The organism is Streptomyces sp. NPDC057002, assembly GCF_042673825.1.
Taxonomy (GTDB): Bacteria; Actinomycetota; Actinomycetes; order Streptomycetales; family Streptomycetaceae; genus Streptomyces.
This window is the reverse complement of sequence record NZ_JBHURZ010000003.1, coordinates 69,938-94,590: the sequence shown is the minus strand read 5'-3', so window position 1 is coordinate 94,590 and position 24,653 is coordinate 69,938. Positions and strand designations below refer to the sequence as shown.

The 24,653-nt window shown below is 70.3% G+C and carries 24 protein-coding genes; 13 read left to right on the top strand and 11 right to left on the bottom strand.

Going from position 1 to position 24,653, the window contains the following annotated elements; all coding sequences use genetic code 11:
* Positions 1-97: 97 nt before the first annotated feature.
* Positions 98-712 (top strand): hypothetical protein, encoded by a 615-nt coding sequence (locus ACFT32_RS14815; RefSeq protein ID WP_382489055.1) that lies wholly within the window; start codon positions 98-100, stop codon positions 710-712.
* 591 nt (positions 713-1,303) lie between these two features.
* Here the strand turns inward: ACFT32_RS14815 and uvrA are convergent.
* A complete protein-coding gene (uvrA, locus tag ACFT32_RS14810) occupies positions 1,304-3,796 on the bottom strand; it encodes an excinuclease ABC subunit UvrA (protein WP_382489053.1) in 2,493 nt (830 codons plus the stop codon).
* A gap of 82 nt (positions 3,797-3,878) precedes the next feature.
* Here uvrA and ACFT32_RS14805 point away from each other — a divergent pair, with 82 nt between their 5' ends.
* The 3 genes from ACFT32_RS14805 to ACFT32_RS14795 all read left to right on the top strand — a co-directional run bounded on the left by ACFT32_RS14805 (position 3,879) and on the right by ACFT32_RS14795 (position 6,628).
* Positions 3,879-4,622, top strand: coding sequence for a MerR family transcriptional regulator (locus ACFT32_RS14805; RefSeq protein WP_382489051.1), 744 nt, complete (start codon positions 3,879-3,881; stop codon positions 4,620-4,622).
* An 8-nt stretch (positions 4,623-4,630) separates the two neighbouring features.
* A complete protein-coding gene (locus ACFT32_RS14800) occupies positions 4,631-5,083 on the top strand; it encodes a nucleoside deaminase (protein ID WP_382490665.1) in 453 nt (150 codons plus the stop codon).
* Positions 5,084-5,218: 135 nt separating this feature from the next.
* A complete protein-coding gene (locus tag ACFT32_RS14795; RefSeq protein ID WP_382489049.1) occupies positions 5,219-6,628 on the top strand; it encodes a condensation domain-containing protein in 1,410 nt (469 codons plus the stop codon).
* Positions 6,629-6,705: 77 nt separating this feature from the next.
* Here the strand turns inward: ACFT32_RS14795 and ccsB are convergent, their stop codons facing one another.
* From ccsB to hemL, 7 genes are all read right to left on the bottom strand, one after another.
* The gene (gene ccsB / locus ACFT32_RS14790) at positions 6,706-7,785 is read right to left on the bottom strand and encodes a c-type cytochrome biogenesis protein CcsB (protein ID WP_382489047.1); all 1,080 of its coding nucleotides are present in this window, start codon (positions 7,783-7,785) and stop codon (positions 6,706-6,708) included.
* On the bottom strand, positions 7,782-9,524 hold the full coding sequence (locus tag ACFT32_RS14785; protein ID WP_382489045.1) for a cytochrome c biogenesis protein ResB: 1,743 nt from the start codon (positions 9,522-9,524) through the stop codon (positions 7,782-7,784). The genes ccsB and ACFT32_RS14785 overlap by 4 nt, the downstream gene beginning before the upstream one ends.
* Positions 9,525-9,527: 3 nt before the next feature.
* Positions 9,528-10,286 carry a cytochrome c biogenesis CcdA family protein gene (locus ACFT32_RS14780; protein WP_382490663.1) on the bottom strand — a complete coding sequence of 253 codons (759 nt, stop codon included), beginning with the start codon at positions 10,284-10,286 and terminating at the stop codon, positions 9,528-9,530.
* A 13-nt stretch (positions 10,287-10,299) separates the two neighbouring features.
* Positions 10,300-10,956 (bottom strand): TlpA family protein disulfide reductase, encoded by a 657-nt coding sequence (locus tag ACFT32_RS14775; protein WP_382489044.1) that lies wholly within the window; start codon positions 10,954-10,956, stop codon positions 10,300-10,302.
* A gap of 66 nt (positions 10,957-11,022) precedes the next feature.
* Complete coding sequence (locus ACFT32_RS14770; RefSeq protein WP_382489042.1) at positions 11,023-12,312, bottom strand: hypothetical protein; 1,290 nt, start codon at positions 12,310-12,312, stop codon at positions 11,023-11,025.
* A gap of 120 nt (positions 12,313-12,432) precedes the next feature.
* Complete coding sequence (locus ACFT32_RS14765) at positions 12,433-13,131, bottom strand: histidine phosphatase family protein (protein ID WP_382490660.1); 699 nt, start codon at positions 13,129-13,131, stop codon at positions 12,433-12,435.
* 14 nt (positions 13,132-13,145) lie between these two features.
* A complete protein-coding gene (gene hemL, locus ACFT32_RS14760) occupies positions 13,146-14,462 on the bottom strand; it encodes a glutamate-1-semialdehyde 2,1-aminomutase (protein ID WP_382489040.1) in 1,317 nt (438 codons plus the stop codon).
* 462 nt (positions 14,463-14,924) lie between these two features.
* On the opposite strand from hemL, the gene ACFT32_RS14755 reads away from it, so the two are divergent.
* Positions 14,925-15,077, top strand: a complete 153-nt coding sequence (locus tag ACFT32_RS14755) for a hypothetical protein (protein ID WP_382489038.1) — start codon at positions 14,925-14,927, stop codon at positions 15,075-15,077.
* On the top strand, positions 15,068-15,505 hold the full coding sequence (locus ACFT32_RS14750; RefSeq protein WP_149512092.1) for a hypothetical protein: 438 nt from the start codon (positions 15,068-15,070) through the stop codon (positions 15,503-15,505). The genes ACFT32_RS14755 and ACFT32_RS14750 overlap by 10 nt, the downstream gene beginning before the upstream one ends.
* A 124-nt stretch (positions 15,506-15,629) precedes the next feature.
* Here ACFT32_RS14750 and ACFT32_RS14745 read toward each other — a convergent pair whose 3' ends face one another.
* Entirely contained in the window at positions 15,630-16,526 is an 897-nt protein-coding gene (locus ACFT32_RS14745) for a helix-turn-helix transcriptional regulator (protein WP_382489036.1), read from the bottom strand.
* Between the two features lie 123 nt (positions 16,527-16,649).
* Here ACFT32_RS14745 and ACFT32_RS14740 point away from each other — a divergent pair, with 123 nt between their 5' ends.
* Positions 16,650-17,672, top strand: a complete 1,023-nt coding sequence (locus tag ACFT32_RS14740) for a zinc-dependent alcohol dehydrogenase family protein (RefSeq protein WP_382489034.1) — start codon at positions 16,650-16,652, stop codon at positions 17,670-17,672.
* Positions 17,673-17,701: 29 nt separating this feature from the next.
* On the top strand, positions 17,702-18,469 hold the full coding sequence (locus ACFT32_RS14735; RefSeq protein WP_382489033.1) for a glucose 1-dehydrogenase: 768 nt from the start codon (positions 17,702-17,704) through the stop codon (positions 18,467-18,469).
* Between the two features lie 181 nt (positions 18,470-18,650).
* Here ACFT32_RS14735 and ACFT32_RS14730 read toward each other — a convergent pair whose 3' ends face one another.
* Positions 18,651-19,298 carry a TetR/AcrR family transcriptional regulator gene (locus ACFT32_RS14730; RefSeq protein WP_382489032.1) on the bottom strand — a complete coding sequence of 216 codons (648 nt, stop codon included), beginning with the start codon at positions 19,296-19,298 and terminating at the stop codon, positions 18,651-18,653.
* Between the two features lie 123 nt (positions 19,299-19,421).
* Between ACFT32_RS14730 and ACFT32_RS14725 the strand changes: the two genes are divergently transcribed.
* From ACFT32_RS14725 to ACFT32_RS14710, 4 genes are all read left to right on the top strand, one after another.
* Positions 19,422-19,811, top strand: coding sequence for a VOC family protein (locus tag ACFT32_RS14725; protein ID WP_382489030.1), 390 nt, complete (start codon positions 19,422-19,424; stop codon positions 19,809-19,811).
* Between the two features lie 41 nt (positions 19,812-19,852).
* Positions 19,853-20,452, top strand: a complete 600-nt coding sequence (locus ACFT32_RS14720) for a dihydrofolate reductase family protein (protein ID WP_382489029.1) — start codon at positions 19,853-19,855, stop codon at positions 20,450-20,452.
* Positions 20,453-20,588: 136 nt separating this feature from the next.
* The gene (locus tag ACFT32_RS14715) at positions 20,589-22,319 is read left to right on the top strand and encodes a GAF domain-containing protein (protein WP_382490657.1); all 1,731 of its coding nucleotides are present in this window, start codon (positions 20,589-20,591) and stop codon (positions 22,317-22,319) included.
* A gap of 197 nt (positions 22,320-22,516) precedes the next feature.
* On the top strand, positions 22,517-22,654 hold the full coding sequence (locus ACFT32_RS14710) for a hypothetical protein (RefSeq protein ID WP_382489028.1): 138 nt from the start codon (positions 22,517-22,519) through the stop codon (positions 22,652-22,654).
* 142 nt (positions 22,655-22,796) lie between these two features.
* On the opposite strand, the gene ACFT32_RS14705 is transcribed toward ACFT32_RS14710, so the two are convergent.
* Positions 22,797-23,498, bottom strand: coding sequence for a response regulator (locus ACFT32_RS14705; protein ID WP_382489026.1), 702 nt, complete (start codon positions 23,496-23,498; stop codon positions 22,797-22,799).
* Positions 23,499-23,741: 243 nt separating this feature from the next.
* Here ACFT32_RS14705 and ACFT32_RS14700 point away from each other — a divergent pair, with 243 nt between their 5' ends.
* Positions 23,742-24,647: a universal stress protein gene (locus ACFT32_RS14700; RefSeq protein ID WP_382489025.1), complete on the top strand. Its 906-nt coding sequence runs from the start codon at positions 23,742-23,744 to the stop codon at positions 24,645-24,647.
* The last annotated feature ends 6 nt before the right edge of the window (positions 24,648-24,653 follow it).

Sequence of the window (24,653 nt, the reverse complement as noted above, 5' to 3'; positions counted from 1 at the left end):
CCTCCGTGACAGTGCACCACCCGCACGCCCGAAACATTGATCCGGCCCATTCCCCTGCGCAACGCTCGATACACCCAGAGTTACGGAGGAGCACGCAATGGAACCGGGAACGCTCGTCTACGACCCGCACACGAACAAGGTCGGCGAGTACCAGGACAAGACCGGCCCGTACGTGATGCTGCGCCCGGTCGGCGGCGGCCGGGAATGGCAGGCCGACCCCACACGGATCCGCGTGGCCACCCCGGAAGAACGGCTGAGCGCAGGCGTACGCGCGGCCAACGACCGTTCCAGGGAAGGCAGGGAGGGAATGCCGGTCGATCCGAGCCGACCCCCCGTCCCGGTGCCCGGGTGCACGGCCTGCGAGGAACTCGCCGCCCGGCGGGACAAGGCCCGGGCGGCATTCGACGGAAGTGCCGTGACGGACGCGAACGTGCTGCTGCGCCAGCACCAACGCGAGGAGCACGGTGGGGAATCGGCAGGCCGCAGGCTCTTCAGGTACGTCCCGTACACGATCGTGCAGGACGCCTCCGCCCTGCCGGAGTACCAGGCGTACTGCGTCTCCGGCGAGGAGACGGACTGCGGGGCGAGCTCAGGGCCCTGCACAGCCCCCGCCGAAGTCGAGGAGTGGCAGCGCAGGCACACCCAGGAAACCCGGCACCTGCGCTACCGCCGCAGCTTCGCGGATTACGCGGTGTTGGAAAGGCACGGCTGACAAGGCCGACCGACAGCAACTGTCGGGGCCGCCCGAAACAACGGGTGGCCAGGCCCGCCGCCCCTTCGGCCAGCTACCTGACCACTGGCGAGAGGGCAGCGCGCTCGCGCCTCGCCTGCACGCCGGGTCGGCTCAGCGGCGAGCGGTGGTGGGTTGGGGGGAGGTGAGGGGCCGTCGATGAGTGGGAGCTGGGGTCTGAACGGGGTGAGTGGAGCGGTCACGCCAACCACCCCCTCCTCGACCAGCAACTTCCCCTCCCCCCTTGGCCCATCCGCTCCCAAAGCAGCGATAGCGCGCCCGCCGTAGCCGGTCAGCCCACCGGGCGGTCGCCGCTGAGCAAACCCGGCGTGCAGGCGAGGCGCGGGTGCGGCCGCTGACGCCGGGCATAGATGCAACGGGCCGAAGATCGCAGACGCCGCTTGGCCACCCGCCTTTCCGGGCCGCTCGCTCGCTTCTCTCCCGTGCTGGAACGGACTGGGTCAAGGGTGGCCCGCAGGGCCATCACCGAAGGCGACGCGAAGCGCCCTTGACGCAGGCCGTGGAAGCACGACACTGCCGAAGAAGCGGGCGGCCCCGAGAGCACGGCGCAAGTCACCCAGCCAGAAACCCACCCGTCCTGGACGCCCGCACGGCCGCCACCTCCCGTGGGGTTCCCTCCGCCACGACCCGGCCTCCACCGGCCCCGCCGACCGGCCCGAGGTCGATCAGCCAGTCCGAGGCGTGGATGACGTCGAGGTTGTGCTCGATGGTGACGACGGAGTGCCCGGCGTCGACGAGGCGTTGGAGGACGCCGAGGAGGCGGGCGGTGTCGGCGGCGTGCAGGCCGGTGGTGGGCTCGTCGAGGAGGTAGAGGGTGCGGCCCGTGGTGCGGCGGCCCAGCTCCTTGGCCAGTTTGAGGCGTTGGGCCTCTCCGCCGGAGAGGGTGGTGGCGGGCTGGCCCAGGGGAAGGTAGCCGAGGCCCACGTCCACCATGCGCCGGAGCCTGGAGGCGACCGCCGGGACACCCGCGAAGACCGTCAGCGCCTCGTCCACCGTCGCCGCGAGGAGCTCGGCGATGTCGTGGCCCTCGTAGCGCACGGCCAGCACCTCGGGCCGGAAGCGGCGCCCCTTGCAGGCGGGGCAGCGCACCTCCACGGCCGGGAGGAAGTGCATGTGGACGGTGAGCACACCGGCGCCCTCGCAGCGTTCGCAGCGGCCTCCGGGGACGTTGAAGGAGAAGTGGCCGGGTGTGAGGGCGCCCTTGGAGTGGGCCGCGTAGGTCTCCCGGACGGGGGTGAAGACATCGGAGTACGTCGCCGCGTTGGAGCGCGGGACCCTGCCGATCGGCTCCTGGTCGATGAGGACCGCCTTGGACAGGTTCTCCCAGCCGTCGATGGAGTCATACTCACCCGGCCGCTCCCCGGCCCCGTGGAAGTGGCGGCGTGCGGCCCGGCCCAGGACGTCCAGCATCAGCGTCGACTTGCCCGAGCCGGACGGGCCGGTGACCGTGACCAGACGGCCGAGCGGAATCCGGGCGGTGACGTGCTTGAGGTTGTGCGCCCGGGCGCCGTGGATCACCAGCGCCTCGCCGGCGTCCGCGCGGCCCCGCGACGCCGGAGCGGGCAGCCGGCCCGACAGATACGCCCCGGTCACCGAGCCCTCGGTGCGCGCCACCTCCTCCGGTGTGCCCTGGGCGACGATCCGGCCGCCGTCCCGGCCCGCCCCCGGGCCGACATCCACCACCCAGTCCGCCGCCCGCAGCACATCGAGGTCGTGCTCGATGACCAGCACCGTGTTGCCCAGGTCGCGCAGCCTGCCCAGGACACGGACCAGCCGCTCGGTGTCGGACGGGTGCAGTCCGATCGTCGGCTCGTCGAGGACGTAGAGGACCCCCGTGAGGCCCGAGCCCAGCAGGGCGGCCAGCCGCAGTCGCTGGGTCTCGCCGGCGGAGAGGCTGGGCGTGGCCTGGCCCAGGGTGAGGTAGCCGACGCCGACGTCGACCAGCCGCCGCACCCGCTCCTCCAGGTCGGCGACGACCGGTTCCACGAGCAGCCACTCGTCCCCGCCCGACCGCTCCCGCAGACCGGCCAGCCAGGTGTCGAGGTCGGTCAGGGGAAGCCGGGCGGCCTCGACGATGGTGTGTCCGTGGACGGTCACCGCCCGGCTCTCCGGCCGCAGCCGGGTACCGCCGCACTCCCCGCAGGGCTGTTTCAGCAGGCCTTGCTGTTCGGCCCGTTCGCGGTACCCGGGGTCGTCGGCACGGTCGTTGTAGCGGCGCAGCAGCGCCGTCGCGACCCCTTCGAAGCGGCCCCCCGACACGGTCGCCGGCGGATCGGTGTCCGGGAAGTGCCGTCGGAACTCGGGGCTTTCGACGCCGTGGAGCAGCAGGTCCCTCGGGATGTCGCCCAGTTCGTCGACCGGGGCGTCCGCGTCGAAGGTGAAGCCGTAGTGGTCTGCGGCGGCCCGGAGCACGGGGAGGCTCCAGTCGGTGTACTTCGCGTTCCAGCCCTTCACCGCGCCCTGGGCGACCGACTTCCCGCCGTCGACCAGGCGCCGTACGTCGGGCCGGATCACCTCGCCCAGGCCGGTGCAGGCCGGGCAGGCTCCGGCGGGCTTGTTGAACGAGAAGGAGCCCATCACGAGTTCGGCCACGGGCGTGCCGCAGTGCGGGCAGGGCCGCTGCTCCGCCTCGGCGTCCTCGTCGCCCTCGGCGCCCTCGGCGTACGACGGCGGGATGTCCTTCCCGCAGTCCGGGCACGGCCGTACCCCGATGCGCGACCAGAGCAGCCGCAGATACGTGAACACCTCGGTGACGGTGCCGACCGTGGAGCGCGGGCTGCGGTTGGTGTGGTGCTGGTCGACGCTGATGGACGGGGACAGGCCGGTGATCGAGTCGACGGCGGGCTTGCTGACGAAGCCGGTGACCATGCCCAGCGACTCCAGGTACTGCCGCTGGCCCTCCCGGTGGAGGGTGTCGAAGGCGAGGGTGGACTTGCCGGAACCGGACAGGCCGGTCAGGACGACCAGCTTGTTCTTCGGGAGGGAGAGGGAGACGTTCCTGAGGTTGTGGAGCCGGGCGCCGGTCACGCGAATGAAGGAGTCCATTCCTTCAAGTCTTCCATTGAAGTGCGGTGTTGAGACTTTTGAGCGATGCATCGCGCTGTCCCCTGTCGTAACCTTCAAACCGATGACGAACGAACGCCGACTCCGGCCCGTCGACCTCGCCCGGTCGGCCGGTGTCTCGACGCAGCAGATCCGCAACTACGAGGACGCCGGTGTGCTCCCGCCGGCCGCCCGGACCGCGTCCGGCTACCGCGCCTTCACCGAGGTGCACCGAGGGGCGCTGCTGGCCTACCGGACCCTGATGCGGGGCTTCGGGCCGGTGCCGGCGACGCGGATCATGCGGACCCTGCACGAGGGTGACGTCCCGGGCGCGCTCGCGCTGGTCGACGCCGCGCACGCCGCCCTGCACGAGGAGCGCGTCTCGCTGCGGGCCGCGAGCGAGGCCCTGGAGCTGCTGGCGGCCGAGCCCCTCGCCCCGCTCCCCCGGTCCGGCGGGCTGCGCATCGGGGAGGTGGCCGCGCTGCTGGGCGTACGGACGTCCGCGCTGCGGGTGTGGGAGGGCGCCGGGCTGATCGCGCCCCGGCGCGAGCGCGCCACCGGATACCGGCTGTACGAACCCTCGGACGTGCGGGACGCCCGGCTCGTGCACACCCTGCGCCGCAGTCACTATCTGTTCGACCAGATCCGGCCGGTGCTGGAGGGGCTGAGAAGGGAGGGCAGCAGCGATGCCCTGCGCGCGGCCGTCGCGGCCCGCGGGGAGGCCCTGACCGCCCGGACCAGGACCATGATCGAGGGCTCCGGGGCCCTCCACACCTACCTCGACACCTACCTCGACCGGCTCACCGAAGCGACGAAGGAGATCCGATGAACGAGGTCATGGACCAGGCACAGGCACGCGCCTGGCTCGCCACCGCAGTCGAGGAGGCCCGCGCCGGGCTCGCCGAGGGCGGCATCCCGATCGGCGCCGCCCTCTACGGCGCCGACGGCACCCTGCTGGGCCGTGGCCACAACCGGCGTGTGCAGGACGGCGACCCCAGCCTGCACGCGGAGACGGCCGCCTTCCGCGCGGCCGGGCGACAGCGCTCCTACCGGGGCACGACGATGGTGACGACCCTGTCCCCCTGCTGGTACTGCTCCGGCCTGGTCCGGCAGTTCGGCATCTCCCGGGTCGTGATCGGCGAGGCGGCCACCTTCCACGGAGGTCACGACTGGCTCTCCGAACACGGTGTGGAGATCGTCTTGCTGGACGACGGAGAGTGCGTCGGCCTGATGCGGGACTTCATCGCGAGCAGCCCGGAGCTGTGGAACGAGGACATCGGCGTCAACTGAACGCACCGCTCAGGGCTCGTATCGCCGTTCGAGATGCCATCCGTTCCATTGAAATGTGGCGAAACCCGGTGTCGTCGAGGGCAGGTTCGGCATTCCTTTGGTCGGGTCTATCCCACCTGCGAACGGAGACGCCCTGTGCGAATGACTGACATCCAGCGTTGCGAGGTGCGACCTGGGCGACTCGTCGAATGGACACTCAGTCCGGCGACCGTCGCGACGGCGAAGGCGCTGCCGGAGGACTCCAGGCCGCCCGCGTACATCCAGGAGTCGCACCTTCGGACGGCGCGGTCCGTGCGCGAGGACGGACTGTTCGTGCCGACCTGGCTGGGCGCGGCGTTCGACATCCCGGGGCGGGCCGATCTGGACGCGCTGGGCGAGGCGCTGCGCGGCTGGACCCTGCGACACGAGACCCTGCGCAGCGGCTTCCGCTGGGCGGGCGGTCCCGGCGACTCGATCCGCCGCTTCACGCTCGACGCCTCCTCGGTGTCCCTGCACCGCGAGGAGGCCGGCGACTTCACCGACCCGGCGGCCCTGGCCCAGCACCTCCAGGACCGCTTCGACACCACGGCGGACGCCCTGCGCTGGCCCAACCTCATCTACACGGCGGTGGTCCGGGACGACTGCACCAGCGTCTACATGGCGTTCGACCACAGCAATGTCGACGCCTACTCCATCCACCGCATCCCCGCCGAGATCCACGAGCTGTACGAGGCGGCCCGCGGCGGCGGCGAGGTGGCGGCGGCGCCGGAGCCGGAACCGGTGGGCAGCTACGTCGACTTCTGCGAGGCCGAGCGGGCGGACGCCGACCGCATCGACGCGGACCACGACATCGTCGCCCGCTGGCGGGAGTTCATCCACCGCTGCGACGGACGGCTGCCGAGCTTCCCGATCGACCTCGGCCTGGATCCCGAGGGCGGGCTGCCCACGCAGAAGTTCATGCGCGAGATGCTGGTGGACGCGGACGCCGCCGCCGCGTTCGAGGCGTACTGCCGCCCGTACGGCGGGAGCCTCGTCGGAGTCCTCGCGGCCACGGCCCTGATCGTCCACGAGATCGGCGGCGAGCCCGTCTACCGTACGGTCGTGCCGTTCCACACCCGGGTGAAGTCCCAGTGGTCGCAGTCGGTCGGCTGGTACGTGGGCGGCGCCCCGATCGAGATCCCCATGTCCGAGGCCACCGACTTCCCGAGCGCCCTGCGCACCGTACGCGCCGCCCTCCAGGCCAACCGACGGCTCGCGCGCATCCCCCTCGCCCGGGTCCTCCACCTCCTCGGCGCCGACTTCCGCCCCACCTCCCCCGACCTGTACTCGATCGTCTCCTTCGTCGACACCCGCGCCATCCCCGGCTCCGGCGACTGGACGGACCAGAACGCTTACGGGCTGCTCCGCGTGTCCTACGGCGACCAGGTGTGTGCCTGGATCACCCGGCTGCACGAGGGCCTGTGGTTCGCCGGCCGCTACCCGGACACGGACATCGCCCACAAGAACCTGCGGCTGTACGCGGAGCGGCTGCGGGACGTCATCACGAGTACCACCGGCCCGCGTTAGGGCCGGACGGCGAAGGCCGGTTCCCGTGACGTGGAGTCACGGGGACCGGCCTTCGTTGTTCTCGTTGTCTCCGGGGCTCACACGCCCGCGTAGGAGTGCTTGCCGGAGACGAAGATGTTCACGCCGTAGTAGTTGAACAGCCAGCAGCCGAAGGCGAGCAGGGCCAGGTAGGCGGCCTTGCGGCCCTTCCAGCCGGCGGTGGCGCGGGCGTGCAGGTAGCAGGCGTAGGCGACCCAGGTGATGAAGGACCAGACCTCCTTGGGGTCCCAGCCCCAGTAGCGGCCCCAGGCGTCGCCGGCCCAGATGGCGCCCGCGATGATCGTGAACGTCCACAGCGGGAAGACGGCGGCGTTGACGCGGTAGGCGAACTTGTCCAGGGACGACGAGGCGGGCAGCCGCTCCAGCACGGAGGTGGCGAAGGTGCCGGGCGTGCCGCCGCCCGCCAGCTTGGTCTCGTAGGAGTCCTTGAAGAGGTACAGGATCGTGGCGACCGCGCCGACGTAGAAGACCGCGCCGCAGAAGATCGCGGTCGAGACGTGGATGTACAGCCAGTACGAGTGCAGCGCCGGGACCAGTTGGTCGCTGGCGGTGTAGAGGACCGTGACGGCCAGACCGAGGTCGAGCAGGACTGTGGTGACCAGGAACAGCCCGAGCCAGCGGACGTTCTTCCTCAGGGCGAGCAGCGCGAGGTACACACCGACGGCGACCGTGGAGAACGTGATGTTGAACTCGTACATGTTGCCCCACGGCGCCCGCTCCACCGAGAGGGCGCGGGTGAGGACACCGCCGAACTCGACCACGAAGGCGAGCACAGTGAGGGAGATGGCGATCCGGCCGTACAGGTCGCCCTGTTCGTCCCCGCCGGCCGCGCCGGGCCCGTCCGGCACGTCCCGCTGACCGGACGCGGCCCGCACGGTGACCTTCGGCCGCTCCAGGACGGCGGTGCCGCCGGCCTTGTTCACGGTGACGGCCGGGGCCGCCTTCTTCTCGGCCTGCCCGGTGAGCGCGGCGGCGGTACGGGCCACCTTGCTGCGGCTGCCGAAGATCCACTCGGCGATATGGGCGAAGAAGGCCAGCGTGTAGACGGCCATCGAGGAGTAGATCAGCACATTGCTGATGCTCGCGAGATTTTCGTTGGTGGCGGCGGCGAGAGTCACTGCTCAGCCCCTTCGGCAGCTACGGGGGTGTCGGTGCCCGGCTCCTGGTCGGCGTCGGGGGAATCTGCGGGGTCGTCGGGGTCGGGCGCGCCCGGGGCCTGGTCGTAGAGGATTCCGGCGAGGTCGCCCAGTTCCTCCGGGACCTTGGCGGACTCGCTGCGGCCGAGGCCGGCCATCTCGACGACGGTGACGCCGTCGGCGCCTCGGACCGCGCGCACCCAGACGCGGCGGCGCTGGATGAACAGGGAGGCGGCGAGGCCGCCGATCGCGGCGATGGCGCCGGTGAGGGCCCAGCCGCCGCCGGGCTCCTGGACGACCTGGAAGCCGGCCCACTCCTTGACGGTCTTGCCGAAGGTGACCGAGCCGGCGCCGTTCGGGAGGGTCATGGAGTCGCCGGGCCGCAGCAGCCTCTTGAACAGCTTGCCCTTGGAGTCCTTGAACTCCTTCATGTTGGTCTTGTCCATCTGGTACACGCTCTGCGGGATGCCCGAGTCGGCCCCGAGGTCGCCGTGGTAGGCGGACAGCGCGAGCACCGGGGAGTCCAGCGCGGGGAACTGCGACAGCATCGTGCCGCTGGCGTGGCCGCCGTAGGTCGGCACGAAGAAGGCGTTGAAGCCGAGCTGTTCCTTCTTGCCCTGGGCGTTGCGGTAGCCGTCGAGGACCTTGACGACGCCGGAGGAGGTGACGTTGGCGTCCAGCGGCAGCAGCGGCACGGCGTCGTCGTAGACGACCTTGCCCGTGGCGTCCCGGACGGTGATGACGGGGGCGTAGCCGTGGCTGACGAGGTAGACCTTGGAGTCGCCGATCTCCAGGGGGTGGTTGACCTTGACGGTGGTCTTCTCGTCCTTGCCGTACGGGCCTGCGCTGTAGTCGAGGGAGGCCTGGTACGTGCGCGGGGTGCCCTTGTTGGGGCCGGTTCGCTCGTAGGTGCCGGTGAACTTCTTCAGGTTGAAGCTGAACGGCACCAGGTCGTCCGACGTGAAGAGGTTGCCGGACTTGAAGTCGTCGTACTGGGTGAGGGTGTTGGAGAATCCGTCGCCCTCGACGATCAGCTTGTTGCCCTCGGACTTGTAGAGCTGGCCCCAGGCGAAGGCGACCAGCATCACGATGAGGGCGATGTGGAAGGCGAGGTTGCCCAGCTCGCGCACATAGCCCTTCTCGGCGGCGACGGCGTCACCGGCGAGGTGGGCGCGGAAGCGGCGCTTCTTGAGCAGGGACAGGGCGGCCTCGTGGACCTGCTCCGGTTCGGCCGTGGTGCGCCAGGTGGTGTGGGCGGGCAGCCGGTTCAGCCGCTTGGGGGCGCCCGGCGGTCGGCCGCGCAGCTGGCCCACGAACTGCCAGGTGCGGGGCACGATGCAGCCGATGAGCGAGATGAACAGCAGGATGTAGATCGCGGAGAACCACACCGAGCCGTAGACGTGGAACAGGCCGAGCTTGTCGTAGATCTCGCCGAGGGTCTCGTGGTTCTTTCGGAAGTCGGCGACCTTCGTCTCGTCGACGCCGGACTGCGGGATGAGCGAGCCGGGGATCGCGCCGAGGGAGAGCAGCAGGAGCAGCAGCAGCGCGACCCGCATGGAGGTGAGCTGGCGCCAGAACCAGCGGGCCCAGCCGATGACGCCCAGGGCGGGCAGGTTGGGCAGGTCCTCCTTGGGGGCGGTGGACAGCTGGGAGCCGGCGGCTCCCAGGTCCTGGTCCTCGGCTGCGGAGGGGGCCGGGTCGGAGGCGGTGGTCTTGCTCATCGATCAGATCCCCACAGTGAAGCCGTCGGACCAGACCTGCATCTCCTGCACGATGCGGTCCCACGCGCCGGTCAGCAGCAGCAGACCGGTCACGATCATCATGGTGCCGCCGACCCGCATCACCCAGACGTAATGGCGCTTGATCCACCCGAAGGCTCCGAGGGCCTTGCGGAAGGCGACCGCGGCGAGCACGAACGGCACGCCCAGCCCCAGACAGTACGCGACGGTCAGGAGGGCGCCGCGTCCGGCGCTGCCCTGGTCGGAGGAGAGGACCAGCACGGAGGCGAGGGTGGGACCGATGCAGGGCGTCCAGCCGATCCCGAACAGCGCTCCCAGCAGGGGAGCGCCGATCAGCCCGGCCACCGGCTTGCGGTGGAAGCGGAACTCTCGCTGGGTGAGCCAGGGCATGAGGCCCATGAAGAAGACGCCCAGGAGGATCATGAACACGCCGAGCACCTTGGACAGGATGTCCTTGTGCTCCTGGAGCGTCTGCCCGAAGAATCCGAAGAATGCCCCGGTGGAGACGAACACGGCGGTGAAGCCCAGCACGAACAGCGAGGCTCCGGCGACCATCCGGCCGCGCCGGGCCTCGGCCAGGTCGGTGCCGCTGACGCCGGTGACGTAGGAGAGGTAGCCGGGGACCAGGGGCAGGACGCACGGCGAGAAGAAGGAGACCAGTCCGCCGAGCAGGGCGAGCGGGAGGGCCGCCAGCAGGGCACCGTTGAGGACGGTCTGGTTGGGGTCGGTGGCGGCCGCGAGCATCGCTGCGCTCACGTCACTTCTCCGCGACGACGGGCTTGAGCATCTTCAGCAGGCGTTCCTCGCTGAGCGCGGACAGCGAGCGGGCCGCGATCTTCCCGTCCTGGTCGAGGACGAGGGTGGAAGGGATCGCCTGCGGGTTGAGCGTGCCCTTCTCGAAGCGCAGCAGCAGCTTGCCGGTCGGGTCGTAGAGGCTGGGGTAGGTGATGCCCCAGTCCTTCTCGAAGGCGAGCGCGGCGCCGGTGGAGGTGTCACGGGTGTTGATGCCGACGAACTGCACGCCCTTGCCGGCGTACGCCTTGGACACCTTCGCGAAGTACTTGGCCTCGGCGCGGCAGGGGTTGCACCAGGAGCCCCACACGTTGAGGACGACGACCTTGCCCTTGAAGTCGGCGACGTCGAGCGTCTTGCCGGCGATGGTCTTGCCGGACAGGTCGGGGGCCGGGGTGCGCTCACCCTTGGCGACCGTGGCGGTGCCGTCGGAGCCCGTGACGAAGTTGGTGTTGCCGCCCCCGCCGGAGGTGCCTCCCGAGCCGCACGCGGAGACGAGCAGTGCGGCCGCGGCGGCACCGGCGGTCAGGGCGGCGCGGCGACGGACCCGGGGTGAGCGGGGGTTCCGGGTCGTGCGGGGCGAGCTGTTCGAGCCCAGGGGGGCGCGGCTGGCGGCACTCATGTGAAAAGTTTCGCATGCCCGTTCCGTGGCTCTCGCCCACCCCCCTTGCGGGCGGAAAACCGCATTTCAGGCAGCGTTTCGCGAGGGCGCCCCGGTCCCCTGCGGGGTCTTCTCGACGAACCCCTTCCAGCCACCGGCCGGTTGCTGCCCGACCTCGAGCGTACGGAGCTTGGCGAGCACCTCGGGCTTCTGGACGTCCAGCCAGTCGGTGAACTGCCGGAAGGAGACGAGGCGCACATCCGCGCCCTTGTCCCTCTCGCGCGCGATGTGCTTGAAGGCCTCCTCCACGGCGTCCATGTAGATGCCGCCGTTCCACTGCTCGAAGTGGTTGCCGATGAAGAGGGGCGCGCGATTGGACTCGTAGGCCCTCTGGAAGCCCTGGATGTACGCCTGGGCCGACTGCTCCCGCCAGCCCGGGTAGTTGTGCGCGGGCGCCTTTGTGGTGCTTATGGACTGATTTGCCAGCATGTTGTAGTCCATCGAGAGGACCTCGAAGCCCCGGCCGGGGAAAGGTATCTGCTGCAAGGGCAGGTCCCAGATCCCCTGCCGCTTCACGGGCCACACCTGGCGGCCGCCGGGCGAGGAGGCGTCGTAGCGCCAGCCGAGCTCGCGGGCGGTGGGCAGCAGGTTGTCCTGGCCGAGCAGACAGGGCGTACGGCCGCCGACGAGCTCCTTGTCGTAGTCGAAGGGCAGCGACGGCAGGTCGGTCCAGCCGGTGTTGGTGCGCCACTCCTTGACGAAGGACTTCGCCTGGTCTATCTCGCTGCGCCACTGCTGGGGCGTCCAGTTCTTGACCGAGCCGTGGGCCTCGCCGCAGAAGTGCCCGTTGAAGTGGGTGCCGATCTCGTGGCCCTCCAGCCAGGCCCGGCGGACGTTCTTCAGCGTGTCCTTGACGTGCGCGTCGGTGAGGTAGCCGATGTCGGAGGCGCCGCGCGGGTTGTTCGGCGGGTCGTAGAGGCGCTTCTTCGACTCGGGCAGCAGATACAGCCCGGACAGGAAGAAGGTCATGCTCGCCTCGTGCTCCTTGGCGAGGTCCAGGAAGCGCGGGAAGAGGCCGTTGCCGACCTCGCCGGCGCCGTCCCAGGAGAACACGACGAACTGCGGCGGGGTCTGGCCCGGCTCCAGCGGCTCGGGCTTGCCGGGCTGGTGGGGCTGCTTGCCGGTGTAGGCGGTGGAGCCGTCGCCGATGGGGCGGGCGGTGGGCTTGGGCTTGGAGCCGCCTTGAGCGGAATCTCCGGAACCGTCGGCGTGACTCGACCCATCTGACCCCGTGAGGCCGCCGCATCCGGCGAGCGAGACGGCGGCCGCGGCACCCGCGCCGATTCCGAGCATTCCCCTGCGGGAGTAAGGGCGCATGGCATCCCCGTTCATCAACGTTCTCTGCTGGTCACCCAGTCAGAGGACGTGATGAACGGGGAGGTTCCTCAGAAACTTGCAGATTCCGTAACAGGAGAGTCAGAAGCGAACAGAAAGGGCTTACGCGCCGAACGCCTTGTCCTTCCCCTTCACCGGCTTGGCACCGGCGAGAAGATGCGCCGGAACGAGATCGCGGGCCGGCTCGGTGTAGCCGACGGAGACGATCCGGTCGCCCCGGAAGGTGAAGGTCGTCAGCGAGGCGAGCGTGCACTGCCGCTTGCGCGGGTCGTGCCACAGCCGCCGCCGCTCGACGTACGACCGCACGATCCAGATCGGCAGCTGATGGCTGACCACGACCGCCTCGTGCCCCCGGGCCCGGTCCTTCGCCGTGCTCAGCGCGCTCATCATGCGGACGACCTGGTCGACGTACGGCTCGCCCCAGGACGGCCGGAGCGGGTTGACCAGGTGCTTCCAGTTGCCGGGCCTGCGCAGCGCCCCGTCGCCGACGCCGAACGTCTTCCCCTGGAAGATGTTGTCGGCCTCGATGAGCCGCTCGTCGGTGGCGAGGTCGAGGCCGTGCGCCTTGGCGATCGGCTCGGCCGTCTCCTGCGCCCGCTCCAGCGGGGAGGCGACGACATGGGTGACATCGCGGTCCGCGAGATGCTCGGCGACCCGGTCCGCCATGCGCCGGCCCAGCTCGGAGAGGTGGTAGCCGGGGAGACGGCCGTAGAGGATGCCGTCCGGGTTGGCGACCTCGCCGTGGCGCATGACGTGGACGACGGTGATGTCGCCGTCGGTCTCGTCGGTCTCCCGGCTCATGTCGTTCTGGTCGCTCATGCCGTCGCCTCCGCGGCCGCGCGGGCCGCTGCCGGGAGGGCGTCGGCGATCCGCTGCACGGCACGCTCGTCGTGCGCGGTGGAGACGAACCAGGACTCGAACGACGACGGCGGCAGGTAGACGCCGTCGGCGAGCAGCGAGTGGAAGAAGGCGGTGAAGCGGAAGGACTCCTGCGCCTTGGCGTCCTCGTAGTTCCTGACCGGGCGGTCGGTGAAGAACACGGAGAACATGTTGGAGGCGTTCTGCAGCCTGTGCGCGACGCCCTCCTTGGTCAGGGCGTCGGTGACGAGGCCCTGGATCTGCTTCGAGACGGCGTCGACCTTGGCGTAGGCGGCGTCGTCGAGCAGCCGCAGCTGGGCGAGGCCGGCCGCGGTGGCGACGGGGTTCCCGGACAGCGTGCCGGCCTGGTAGACGGGTCCGGCCGGAGCGAGGTGGGCCATGACGTCCGCGCGCCCGCCGAAGGCCGCGGCGGGGAAGCCGCCGCCCATGACCTTGCCGAAGGTCATCAGGTCGGGGACGACGCCGTCGACCCCGAACCACCCGGCGCGGCTGGTCCGGAAGCCGGTCATGACCTCGTCGGAGACGTAGAGGGCGCCGTTCTCGGCGCAGATGTCCTTGAGCCCCTGGTTGAAGCCGTCCGCGGGGGGCACGACGCCCATGTTGCCCGGGGAGGCCTCGGTGATCACACAGGCGATCTCGCCGGGGTGCGCCCGGAAGGCCTCGCGTACGGCGTCGAGGTCGTTGTAGGGCAGGACGACGGTGTCGCCGGCCTGGGCGCCGGTGACGCCCGGGGTGTCGGGCAGCGCGAAGGTGGCGACGCCGCTGCCGGCCGCGGCGAGCAGCGAGTCGACGTGGCCGTGGTAGCACCCGGCGAACTTGATCACCTTGGTGCGCTGTGTGAACCCGCGCGCGAGCCGGATCGCCGACATGGTCGCCTCGGTGCCGCTGGACACGAGCCGGACCTGCTCCAGCGGTGCGACGCGGGCGACCATCTCCTCGGCGAGCGCGACCTCGCCCTCACCGGGCGTGCCGAAGGACGTACCGCGGGCGACGGCGTCCTGGACGGCGGCGATGACCTCGGGGTGCGAGTGCCCGAGGATCATGGGCCCCCAGGAGCACACGAGATCCACGTACTCGCGTCCGTCGGCGTCCGTCAGATACGGGCCGGTGCCGGACACCATGAACCGCGGCGTGCCGCCGACGGCGCGGAAGGCCCGGACCGGTGAGTTCACACCGCCGGGCGTGACGGCCGCCGCACGGTCGAACAGAGCCTGCGAGGCCGGTGCTTCATACGGATATGCCAGTTCGCTCATGACCTGCGACTTCTCCGACCTTCTCCGACGTTGTCGGGCTCCGGGTGCCAGTGACCTGTTCAGGGTAGGCCAGGGGCGGTTGCGGGGCGGACGGGCCGGGGCCATTGACGGGACCCGGGTGAGCGAGCCTTCATCAGGCCCGCGATTCCCGGCCGTCTGCGAGACTGGACCTGATACACACAGATCAAACGGCCCAGGGTGGTCAGAGGCTGCGAAGATCCTGCGGACAGATGTTTCGGCGCACGTTTCGGCGGGCGGCCGCGGGGGAGGTCACTGACACGATGATCGGGTTGCGCGGCGGGGGCGACGCGTCCTAGAAAAAGCAGTCGGGTGGAGATATGCATCGCGGTGGCGGACTGGGCGAGGGGACCGATGACCTGGGTCCTCGACGTGCCAGGCGGGGCAGGCACCGGCGCGAGGCGGAGGACACTCAGGAAACTCGTCAGACGCAGAGTCCGCAGAGTGAACCGGAGCGGTCCGACGGACGTACTGAACATCGGCTGGACGATCTTCGGGCTGAACGTCGGGGTGAGCGTCGCGTGGATGAATTTCAGGCTGAACACCGGGTGGACGATCTTCGTGCGGGGAGCAGGAATGGTGGCCGGGTGGGGGTGACGTACAAATACTTCGGCGCGCCCGACGGTGCGACGGCGGCCCGTGTCCCGATCTCGATGCGCCCCGAGGAACTCGGCGGCGACGAACTCGGCATGAACGGCATGTTCACCAAGATCAAGCCGGAGACCATGGCGGCGATGGTCCTGACGGGCATCGAGGGCATCCCCCTGCACAAGGTCCCGCCCCTGGAACTGGTCGTCCTGCACCCCGACTACGCGGTGGTGAAGCTCCCCATGACCGTCGTCGACCCCCTCCGGGGCATCGGCGAGGAGGCGGTGGGCGCGGCGGCGTTCATCTGGTCGACGGTGCCGGACCGGGGCGGGCCGCGGGACGCGTTCAACGTGTACCAACTGCTGCACGAGTGGCAGGACTTCTCGCATCGGCTGCATGAGGCGGGGCATCAGCCGTATTGCCTTGTGTGGCCCTGAGCTGGGGTTTCTGTGCTGGGGTTTCTGTGAGGGCGGGTTGATCGGGCGGGGCTCTTGGGCTCCGCCCTTGTCATGAGTCCTGATCCGTCTGGGCCCCGGTGTCCTAGCTCAGCAGGTCGAACCTCTAAGGGCGACGGGGGCGAAGGCGGCGTACGTCGTCGCTGATGGTCTGCGGCTGCTTCTGCGTATCGGCCCAGGTCGCCAGCAGGGTAAGAGCGTCAGCGCTGGGCGTACCGGGATCCGCGGTGTAGGTGGTGATCGAGACGTGGGGGTCACCGGGCAGTGCGAAGTCGTCGTAGGCGAGATCCATTTGTCCGACGGCCGGGTGGTTCACGGTCTTGCGTCCGCGCGAGTGGCGGCGCACGTTGTGCTTGGCCCAGCGGGTGGTGAAATCGGTGCTGCGGGTGGAGAGCTCGCCGATGAGTTCGGTCACCTGCTTGTCCAGTGGGTCGCGTCCGGCGGTCGCGCGGAGTATCGCGACCACCTGGTTCTTCGCCTCGTTGATATCGGCGTAGAAGGCCTCGGCTCGGGGGTCGAGAAACACGTACCTGGCGATGTTCGGTGGCTGCTGGGCCATGCCGAAGAGGTCGGCGTAGAAAGCGCGGCCCAGGTCGTTGGCCGCGAGGAGATCGAGGCGGCCGTTCTGTACGACGGCGGGCACGCTCATGGAGTCGAGGACCTGCTGCACCGACGCGGTGATGGGTGAGGCGCGCTTGGGGCGCTTGCGGCGTGAGCCGGGCGCGACGCTGCGTGCCAGGTCGTACAGGTGGGCGCGCTCGTCGTCGTCGAGTTGCAGCGCACGGGCGATCGAGTCGAGGACGCTCTCGGACGCGCCACCGAGCCGGCCGCGCTCGATGCGGGTGTAGTACTCGACGCTGAGGCCGGCGAGCATCGCGACTTCCTCGCGCCGCAGCCCTGTGACGCGCCGGTCACCCCCGACATGGGGCAGGCCCGCCTGCTCGGGAGTGATTCTCGCCCGGCGGCTCATGAGGAAGTCCCGGATCTCCTGCTGAAACTCCATGGCTTCAAGGCTAGGACCGCCCGTTCCCGAAGTGGGGGTCCCTGAGAGTGCCTGGCAGGCATCCGCGAGGCGAGGGACGGTGGCCGGGCACCCCAGAAATCTGTGTGAAAAGGAATGCTGCAAGTGCGTGGAGCTGTCATTCATGCCCCGGGCGATGTCCGGGTGGAAGAGCGCGAGAACCCCACGATCGTCGCGCCGACGGATGCGATCATCCGCGTGTCGGCGACCTGCGTGTGCGGTTCGGACCTGTGGGACTACCGCGGGATCAACGAGGTGACGCAGCCGACCCCCATCGGTCACGAGTACGTCGGCGTGGTCACCGAGATCGGCGACGAGGTGCGGAACATCGGCGTCGGCGACTTCGTCGTCGGTTCGTTCATGGCCTCGGACAACACCTGTGAGATCTGTGAGGCCGGCTACCAGTCACGGTGCGCGCATGTCGAGTTCGTCGGAGCCGGCGGGGCGCAGTCGGAGTATCTGCGGGTGCCGCTGGCCGACGGCACCCTCGTCGCCACCCCCGGGATGCCGGACGACGACCTGATCCCCTCGCTGCTGGCCGCCTCCGATGTGCTGGGAACGGGCTGGTTCGGCGCCGTGGCCGCGGAGGCCGGGCCGGGCAAGACCGTGGCCGTGGTCGGTGACGGAGCCGTGGGCCTGCTCGCCGTTCTGGCCGCGAAGCAGCTGGGGGCGGAGCGGATCATCGCGATGTCGCGGCACGCGTCGCGGCAGAAGCTCGCCCGCGAGTTCGGCGCGACCGACATCGTCACCGAGCGCGGTGACGAGGGCGTGGCCAGGATCAAGGAGCTCACCGGCGGATACGGCGCCCACAGCGTGATCGAGGCCGTCGGCACCCAGGAATCGATGATGCAGGCCATCCGCTCCACCCGCCCCGGCGGGCACGTGGGCTACGTGGGTGTGGCGCACGGGGTGGAGCTTCCGGGCGAGGAACTGTTCTTCTCCGGGGTGCACCTGCACGGCGGTCCCGCCCCGGTGCGCCGGTTCCTGCCCGAGCTGATCCGGCTCATCTGGGACCGCGACATCGACCCGGGCAAGGTCTTCGACCTCACCCTCCCGCTCGATCAGGTCGCTGAGGGATTCAAGGCGATGGACGAGCGCCGTGCCATCAAGACCCTGCTGAAGCCCTGACCCCCTGTTTGACTCGACGGGAGAACATCATGAACCCCACGTACGACTTCTCCGGGCAGGTGGCCCTGGTCACCGGCGCCGCCTCCGGCATGGGCCTGGCCGCCGCCCGCGCCTTCGCCGGCTCCGGCGCGGCCGTGGTCCTGGCCGACCGCGACCACGACGCCGTCCACAAGGCGGCCGAAGAGATCACCGGCAGCGGCGGGCGGGCGATCGGTGTCGTCTGCGACGTCACCGACGAACAGCAAGTGGAAGCGGCCGTGCGGGCCGCGGTGACGGAGTACGGCCGTCTGGACATGGCGTTCAACAACGCCGGCATCCAGGTGCCGCCGACCGACGCGGCCGACGAGACGGCCGAGAACTTCGACCGGGTCAACTCCGTCAACCTGCGCGGCGTCTGGGCGGCGATGAAGCACGAGCTGCGGCAGATGCGCGAGCAGGGCAGCGGCGCCATCGTCAACTGCTCATCCCTGGGCGGGCTCGTCGGGCTGCCCGAGCGCGCCGCCTACCACGCCTCCAAGCACGGCGTCATCGGCCTGACCCGCAGCGCCGCGGTCGAGTACGCGCCCCGCGGCATCCGCATCAACGCCGTGTGCCCCGGCGTCATCAACACCCCGATGGTCGCCGACATGGTCGAAAACCAGGCCGAGGCCATGGCCGAGATCATCAAGGAACAGCCCATCGGCCGGCTGGGGACAGCCGACGAGGTCGCAGCAGCCGTCCTGTGGCTGTGCAGCCCCGGCGCCGGCTTCGTCATCGGAACGGCTCTCCCCGTCGATGGTGGCTTCACCGTCCACTGATCCCCTGGGCTGCGTTCGCCTTCACGAGCGCGACCGACCTGCGTCACTTCCAGCATGGAATCCCCCCGAGGACTTCCGGCAGATGCTCATCGACGTACACGCCGACGCCTACGCCGTGTCCGAGTCAAGCCCCTTCGAGGTTGACCACGTTCGCCGGGCAGCGCCTGCTCACAAGGACCACTCAGGCGATCGCGTAGTCGTTGAGGGCCGGTTCGAGAAGGTCGAAGGCGTGTGCCGCTTCCTTCGCGATCGTCCTGGCGATCTCGTCGTTGGTGTGCCCGGCCAGGGTCAGGTCCTGGATGCGTTGGAACAGGACGCGGTGCGTGGCGCCGAGCAGGCCGGCGACCGTGCGGACGGTGATGTCGTCCTGCTGTGCGCCGACGGTCTCGGCGAGGGCCTCGGCCAGCGCCTGTTCGCGCTGGTCGTGCAGGTTGCGCAGGCACGCAGACAGGGTGGGGCTGTCGGTGATCATGCGGGAGAAGTCCGGGCCGGCGAATCCGGCGACCGGGTCCCGCGCCGCGACGGCGGCCTCGAAAGCACGGCGCAGCGCCGCGAGGGCGGACTCCCCGGGGCGGCGTGAGGTCACGACGCGCGCCAGCGCGGCGCTGAACTCGTCCTGGTGATCCAGAGCCAAGTCCTCTTTGCGCGCGAAGTAGTTGGTCACCGTCTTCTTCGCGACGCGGGAGGCCGCCGCGATCTCGGCGATGGTCGTGTTCTCGAAGCCCTGCTCCATGAAGAGCCGTGTCGCGTGGTCGGAGATCAGCTGTCGCGTCTCCTGCTTCTTCGCCTCCCGCAGGCCCAGCGGGGCGGTGCTCGTCCTCGTCTCCATGAACAAATCTTACCTCGGTAGCAAAAATACGTTTACAGCGTTGATCGCATGGGAGTAATGTTACTACCGACGTAAGATCAGTACCCACCCCCGGACTCCCGCAGCCTGGAAAGGGAACCCCTCTTGAGGATCACCGCCTCCACCGTCTCCCTCACGGTCGAAGACATCGCCGCCTCCCGCGGCTTCTTCACCGAGCACCTCGGCTACCGGGAACAGGCCGCGGCCGAAGGATTCGTCTCCCTCACCCGTGACGATGCCGCCGTCGACATCGTCCTGCTCCGGCGGGGCATCGACGTCCTGCCGCCCGAGCAGCGCGACCAGCACGCCGGCGGGCTGATCCTCGCCTTCACCGTCACCGGCCTCGAAGCCGAGGAGAAGCGGCTGCGTTCCGAGGGCGTCGACATCACGATGCCCCTGCGCGAAGAGCCCTGGGGAGAACGCCTGTTCCAGGTCACCGACCCCAACGGGGTCATCGTCCAGCTCGTCGAATGGGTCACAGCGGAACACTCCTGATCCCTCGGCCCCTCGTGCAGACCCAGAAGAGAGAGCACCGCATGCGAAAGCTCGTGTACTACATCGCCACCACGCTGGACGGTTTCATCGCCGGCCCGGACGGCGCCGATCCCTCGGGCCCGGACGGCTTCTGGCCGATCCCCGAGGACTACATCCAGCACCTTGTGACGGAGTACCCGGAGACCCTGCCCGTCCAGGCCCGGGCGGCGCTGTCCGTCACCGCGCCGGGCACGCGCTTCGACACCGTCCTCGAGGGACGGCGCAGCTACGAGATCGGTCTCAAGGCCGGCATCACCGATGCCTACCCCCACCTACGCCACCTGGTCTTCTCCCGGACCCTCACCGAGAGCCCGGACCCGGCCGTCGAACTGGTCGCCGGCGACCCTGTGGACAAGGTGCGGCAGTTGAAGCAGGAGGACGGCAAGGACATCTGGCTGATAGGCGGCGCGGAACTGGCCGGTGCCCTGTACGGCGAGATCGACCAGCTCATCTTCAAGATGGCACCGCTGACCATCGGCGCCGGAATCCCGGTCTTCTCCCACAAGGCCGCCTTCGATCCGCGCGGCTGGGAGCTCACCGGCCACACCGTGCTCGACAGCGGCGCGGCCTTCCTCACCTACGCGCGCGCCACCGGGGACTGAAGTCGTCCGTCAAGATCCGGCCGCGTAGCTGTGAGGGCACGTCCGGGGCACCCTCTCGCCAGGGCGCCACGCACTATCGTGAGGGAAGAAAGGCGCCTGATCCGGGTGCGTCCGCGTGAGCCGGTCGGAGGCGACGATGAGCGGGGAACGGCCCGGTCGATCCGAGCAGCACCTGCCCAAGCTGCGGCTGGACGAACTGCTGGACGAGCTCCAGGCGCGGATCGACGCGGCGCGGGGTACCCAGGATCGTGTGCACAGCCTGCTGGAGGCGGTGCTGTCGGTCGGCCGGGAGCTGGATCTCGCCCAGGTGCTCCGGCGTATCGTCGAGGCGGCCGTGGTGCTCGTGGACGCCGAGTACGGGGCCCTGGGCGTCATCGGCGACGACCGTATGCTCTCCGAGTTCCACACCGTCGGTATCAGCGACGAGCAGCGGGCCCGGATCGGGGGCCTGCCCAGCGGGCACGGCATCCTGGGCGAGCTGATCCGGCACCCCGAGCCGCTGCGGCTCACGGAGATCTCGGAGCACGCGGCCTCGTACGGCTTCCCGCCGCATCATCCTCCGATGCACTCCTTCCTGGGTGTGCCCATACGGGTGCGTGACCAGGTGTTCGGCAACCTCTACCTCACGGAGAAGCGCAGCGCGGAGGAGTTCGACGCCGAGGACGAGTCGGTGCTCGCCACCCTCGCGGTGGCAGCGGGTGTGGCCATCGAGAACGCCCGCCTGTTCGAGGAGACGCGGCTGCGCGAGCGTTGGGTGGGGGCGAGTTCCGAGGTCACTCGGGCCCTGCTGTCGGGCGCTCCGAGCACGGACGTACTCGAACTGATCGTGGAGCAGGCGCGTCAGATCGCCGACGCCGATGCCGGGATGATCGCCGAGCGGGTGCCCGAGGAGACCGCGCTGCGGCCGTTGCTCGCCGTCGGGCTGGACGCCGGGCGGCGCAGCGGTCTGGTGATGTCCGGCACGGACGGCTTCGTGGCGGCCGTCCTCACCACGGCGGAGCCCGCGGTGAGCGCCGACATCCAGGAGGACGCGCGGACCAGCGGGGACGCGGCGCAGTGGGTCGGGCTCGGGCCCGTGGTCGGTGTTCCGCTGGAGGCCGGGGGCAAGGCCGGCGGTGTGTTGCTGCTGGGGCGCGCGGTGGGGCGTACGCCGTTCACGGACGCCGATACGCGCCCCCTGCTCGGGTTCGCCGGGCAGGCGGCGCTGGCGCTGGAACTGGCCGAGCGGCGCCGGGACGCCGAGCAGATCACACTGCTGCGGGACCGTGACCGCATCGCCCGCGACCTGCACGATCTCGCCATCCAGCGACTGTTCGCGGCGGGGATGACGCTGCAGAGCACCCAGCGTTTCATCGACCATCCGGAGGCCGTTGAGAGGTTGTCGCGGACCGTGGACGACCTGGACGAGACCATCAAGATCATTCGGTCCACGATCTTCGGGTTGCGGACGCACGGCGGGGCGAGGGAAGGCAGCGGTCTGCGCGGCCGGGTGTCGGACGCGGTGACGGCGTCGGCCTCGTCGCTGGGCTTCGCTCCCGCGGTGCGGATCGAGGGGCTGGTGGACACGGATGTTCCGGGCGATGTCGCCGATCACACGCTCGCGGTGCTCGGCGAGGCGCTGAGCAATGTGGCCCGGCACGCCGGGGCCCGTTCCGTGGACGTGCACCTGAGCTGCGCGAAGGGCGAGTTGACTCTCACGGTGACCGATGACGGCCGCGGAATACCGGAGGGTGTCGCACGCAGTGGCCTGAGGAACATGGAGGAGCGCGCGCTGGCTCTCGGCGGCGAACTCCAACTCGGTGAGCGCCCCGAGGGAGGCGGCACCCGGGTGGTGTGGCGGGTGCCGGTGCGGTCGTCCCGAGGGTGACGGCGGTTGGTCGGCGGCCGCGGCTCAGTGGGACGGCGGTTTGTGCGGGCTCGGGCTCAGTGTGACCGCGGCCGGTCGGCGGCCCCGGCTCAGTGGGACGGCGGTTTGTGCGGGCTCGGGCTCAGTGTGACCGCGGCTGGTCGGCGGCCCCGGCTCAGCATGGCGACGACCGGCCGACGGACCCTGCCTGACGACAGGTGGTCGGCGGCCCCCAGGCTCAGCGTGACGACGGCTGGCCGACGGCCCCGGCCCAGCGCGACCGCGGAACGGCGACGCAGTGGCTGCGGGCGGCCCGCGCCGCCGAGGGCCCGGAGCGGACGACGGCCCTGCGCTAGCCGGCTCATCGACACCCCAGCCCAACGCAACCGCGACTCATCGGCACCCCCGCCTCAGCGCGACCGCAGCTCGTCGACTTCCCCGGCCCACCGCGACCGCGGCTCATCAACACCCCCGGCCCACCGCGACCCCGGCCCCGGCTCAGTGGGACGGGTGCTCGCTCGTCCCCGGGTGTTCCCACTGTGACGCGAGGACCGCTGCCTGGACCCGTCGCTGGACGCCGAGCTTGGCCAGGAGGCGGGAGATGTGGTTCTTGACCGTCTTCTCGGAGAGGTAGAGCTTCCCGCCGATCTCGCGGTTGGTGAGCCCGTCCCCGATCAGGGCGAGAATCTCCCGCTCGCGCGGCGACAGGCCGGCCAGCTCGGGGGCGACGGCCGGTTCCTCGGACGGGTCGGCGCGCAGCGAGCGCATCAGCCGGGCCGTGGTCTCCGGGTCCAGCATGGACCGCCCGGAGGCGACCGTGCGTACCGCCGAGACCAGGTCGGAGCCCTTGATCTGCTTGAGCACATAGCCGGACGCCCCGGCCATGATCGCGTCGAGCAGGGCCTCCTCGTCGTCGAACGAGGTCAGCATCAGACAGGCCAGCCCGGGCATCCGGCTGCGCAGTTCGCGGCAGACGGTGATGCCGTCGCCGTCCGGCAGGCGTACGTCGAGGACGGCGACGTCGGGGCGGAGCGCCGGGCCCCGGGCGAGCGCGTGCTCGACGTTCTCGGCGTCCCCGACCACCGAGATGCCGGGCTCGGCGTCCAGCAGGTCGGCCAGGCCGCGCCGCACGACCTCGTGGTCGTCGAGCAGGAAGACCCGGATCGGGTGCTCCTCGGTGAACGTGCGCGGCTCGGTCATCTCGACCCCTCATCGGCCGGAGGGCGGAGCGAACCGCCCGTGACCACGATCATTTCGCGCGGTGGCCGGACGCGCTAGGGCCGATCGGCCCAAGGCAAGTCAGGGGCGGAGTACCGCCGCGCCCGCTGTTCCGACGGTGCCGTAGGGCCCTTCGGTCCCGGCCGGGGACCTGTGACCCCTCCACCGCGACGGCCGGCAGGGGCGACGCTCGAATCGAGAGCTTCTATTCCGGAGGTGCAGACCATGTCCCGCACGATCACCGTGGGCCTGGACGGCTCGCCCGAGAGCCGTGCCGCCGCCGAATGGGCTGCCCGTGAGGCGGCGCAGCGCCGGCTGCCGTTGAAACTCCTGCACGTGTGGGAGCCGGCGCCGGAGCCCATCGAGCAGGCCCCACAGCTGGGTGTCGAGACCCAGCGGGACTGGGGCGAGAAGATTCCCCGCGAAACCGCCGAAGGTCTCAGTCTGCGTCATCCCGGCGTCGAGGTGACCTCCGAGCATGTGACCGGCCACCCCGGCACGGTGCTGAGCGAAGCCGCCGAGGACGCCGAACTGCTCGTCCTGGGCTCGCGGGGTCTGGGCGGCATCGGCGGGTTCCTGGTGGGTTCGGTCGGCCTGGCCGTGGTGGCGCGTGCCCGGCGTCCCGTGGTCCTGATCCGGGCCGGTGAGCAGGCGGCGGACGAGCACGAGAGGGACGCGGCGGGCATTCCGTCGGCCGCCACGCGGTACCGGCCGGTCGTGCTCGGCGTCGACACCGGCCACCTCGACGCGACGGTGATCGACTTCGCCTTCGACGCGGCCGCCCGGCGCGGGACCTTCCTACGGGCCGTGCACGGCTGGCATCTGCCGCTGTGGTTCGTCTACGGCGGAGCCGGCGACGTGTACCGGTACGACCATGTCGTCCACTCGCACGCCGGCGCGCTCACCGACGCGTTGCGGCTGTGGAGGGACAAGTATCCGTCCGTCGAGGTGGTCGAGGTGTCCCGCTCGGGCGGCGCGGCGGCTCACCTGATCGAGGCCTCTCGCCAGGCGTCGCTGGTCGTCGTGGGACGGCGGGTTCGCCGCGGGCCGTTCGGGACGCACATCGGTCCCGTCACACACGCGGTGTTGCACCACGCCTCCGCCCCGGTCGCCGTCGTACCGCACGACTGACGCGAT

What these genes read in the sequence shown, in the direction of transcription:
- ACFT32_RS14815 (WP_382489055.1), top strand. Translation starts at nt 98, where the DNA reads ATGGAACCGGGAACGCTCGTCTACGACCCGCACACGAACAAGGTCGGC.
- uvrA (WP_382489053.1), bottom strand. Translation starts at nt 3,796, where the DNA reads ATGGACTCCTTCATTCGCGTGACCGGCGCCCGGCTCCACAACCTCAGG.
- ACFT32_RS14805 (WP_382489051.1), top strand. Translation starts at nt 3,879, where the DNA reads ATGACGAACGAACGCCGACTCCGGCCCGTCGACCTCGCCCGGTCGGCC.
- ACFT32_RS14800 (WP_382490665.1), top strand. Translation starts at nt 4,631, where the DNA reads ATGGACCAGGCACAGGCACGCGCCTGGCTCGCCACCGCAGTCGAGGAG.
- ACFT32_RS14785 (WP_382489045.1), bottom strand. Translation starts at nt 9,524, where the DNA reads ATGAGCAAGACCACCGCCTCCGACCCGGCCCCCTCCGCAGCCGAGGAC.
- ACFT32_RS14780 (WP_382490663.1), bottom strand. Translation starts at nt 10,286, where the DNA reads ATGCTCGCGGCCGCCACCGACCCCAACCAGACCGTCCTCAACGGTGCC.
- ACFT32_RS14775 (WP_382489044.1), bottom strand. Translation starts at nt 10,956, where the DNA reads ATGAGTGCCGCCAGCCGCGCCCCCCTGGGCTCGAACAGCTCGCCCCGC.
- ACFT32_RS14770 (WP_382489042.1), bottom strand. Translation starts at nt 12,312, where the DNA reads ATGCGCCCTTACTCCCGCAGGGGAATGCTCGGAATCGGCGCGGGTGCC.
- ACFT32_RS14765 (WP_382490660.1), bottom strand. Translation starts at nt 13,131, where the DNA reads ATGAGCCGGGAGACCGACGAGACCGACGGCGACATCACCGTCGTCCAC.
- hemL (WP_382489040.1), bottom strand. Translation starts at nt 14,462, where the DNA reads ATGAGCGAACTGGCATATCCGTATGAAGCACCGGCCTCGCAGGCTCTG.
- ACFT32_RS14745 (WP_382489036.1), bottom strand. Translation starts at nt 16,526, where the DNA reads ATGGAGTTTCAGCAGGAGATCCGGGACTTCCTCATGAGCCGCCGGGCG.
- ACFT32_RS14735 (WP_382489033.1), top strand. Translation starts at nt 17,702, where the DNA reads ATGAACCCCACGTACGACTTCTCCGGGCAGGTGGCCCTGGTCACCGGC.
- ACFT32_RS14730 (WP_382489032.1), bottom strand. Translation starts at nt 19,298, where the DNA reads ATGGAGACGAGGACGAGCACCGCCCCGCTGGGCCTGCGGGAGGCGAAG.
- ACFT32_RS14720 (WP_382489029.1), top strand. Translation starts at nt 19,853, where the DNA reads ATGCGAAAGCTCGTGTACTACATCGCCACCACGCTGGACGGTTTCATC.
- ACFT32_RS14715 (WP_382490657.1), top strand. Translation starts at nt 20,589, where the DNA reads ATGAGCGGGGAACGGCCCGGTCGATCCGAGCAGCACCTGCCCAAGCTG.
- ACFT32_RS14705 (WP_382489026.1), bottom strand. Translation starts at nt 23,498, where the DNA reads ATGACCGAGCCGCGCACGTTCACCGAGGAGCACCCGATCCGGGTCTTC.
- ACFT32_RS14700 (WP_382489025.1), top strand. Translation starts at nt 23,742, where the DNA reads ATGTCCCGCACGATCACCGTGGGCCTGGACGGCTCGCCCGAGAGCCGT.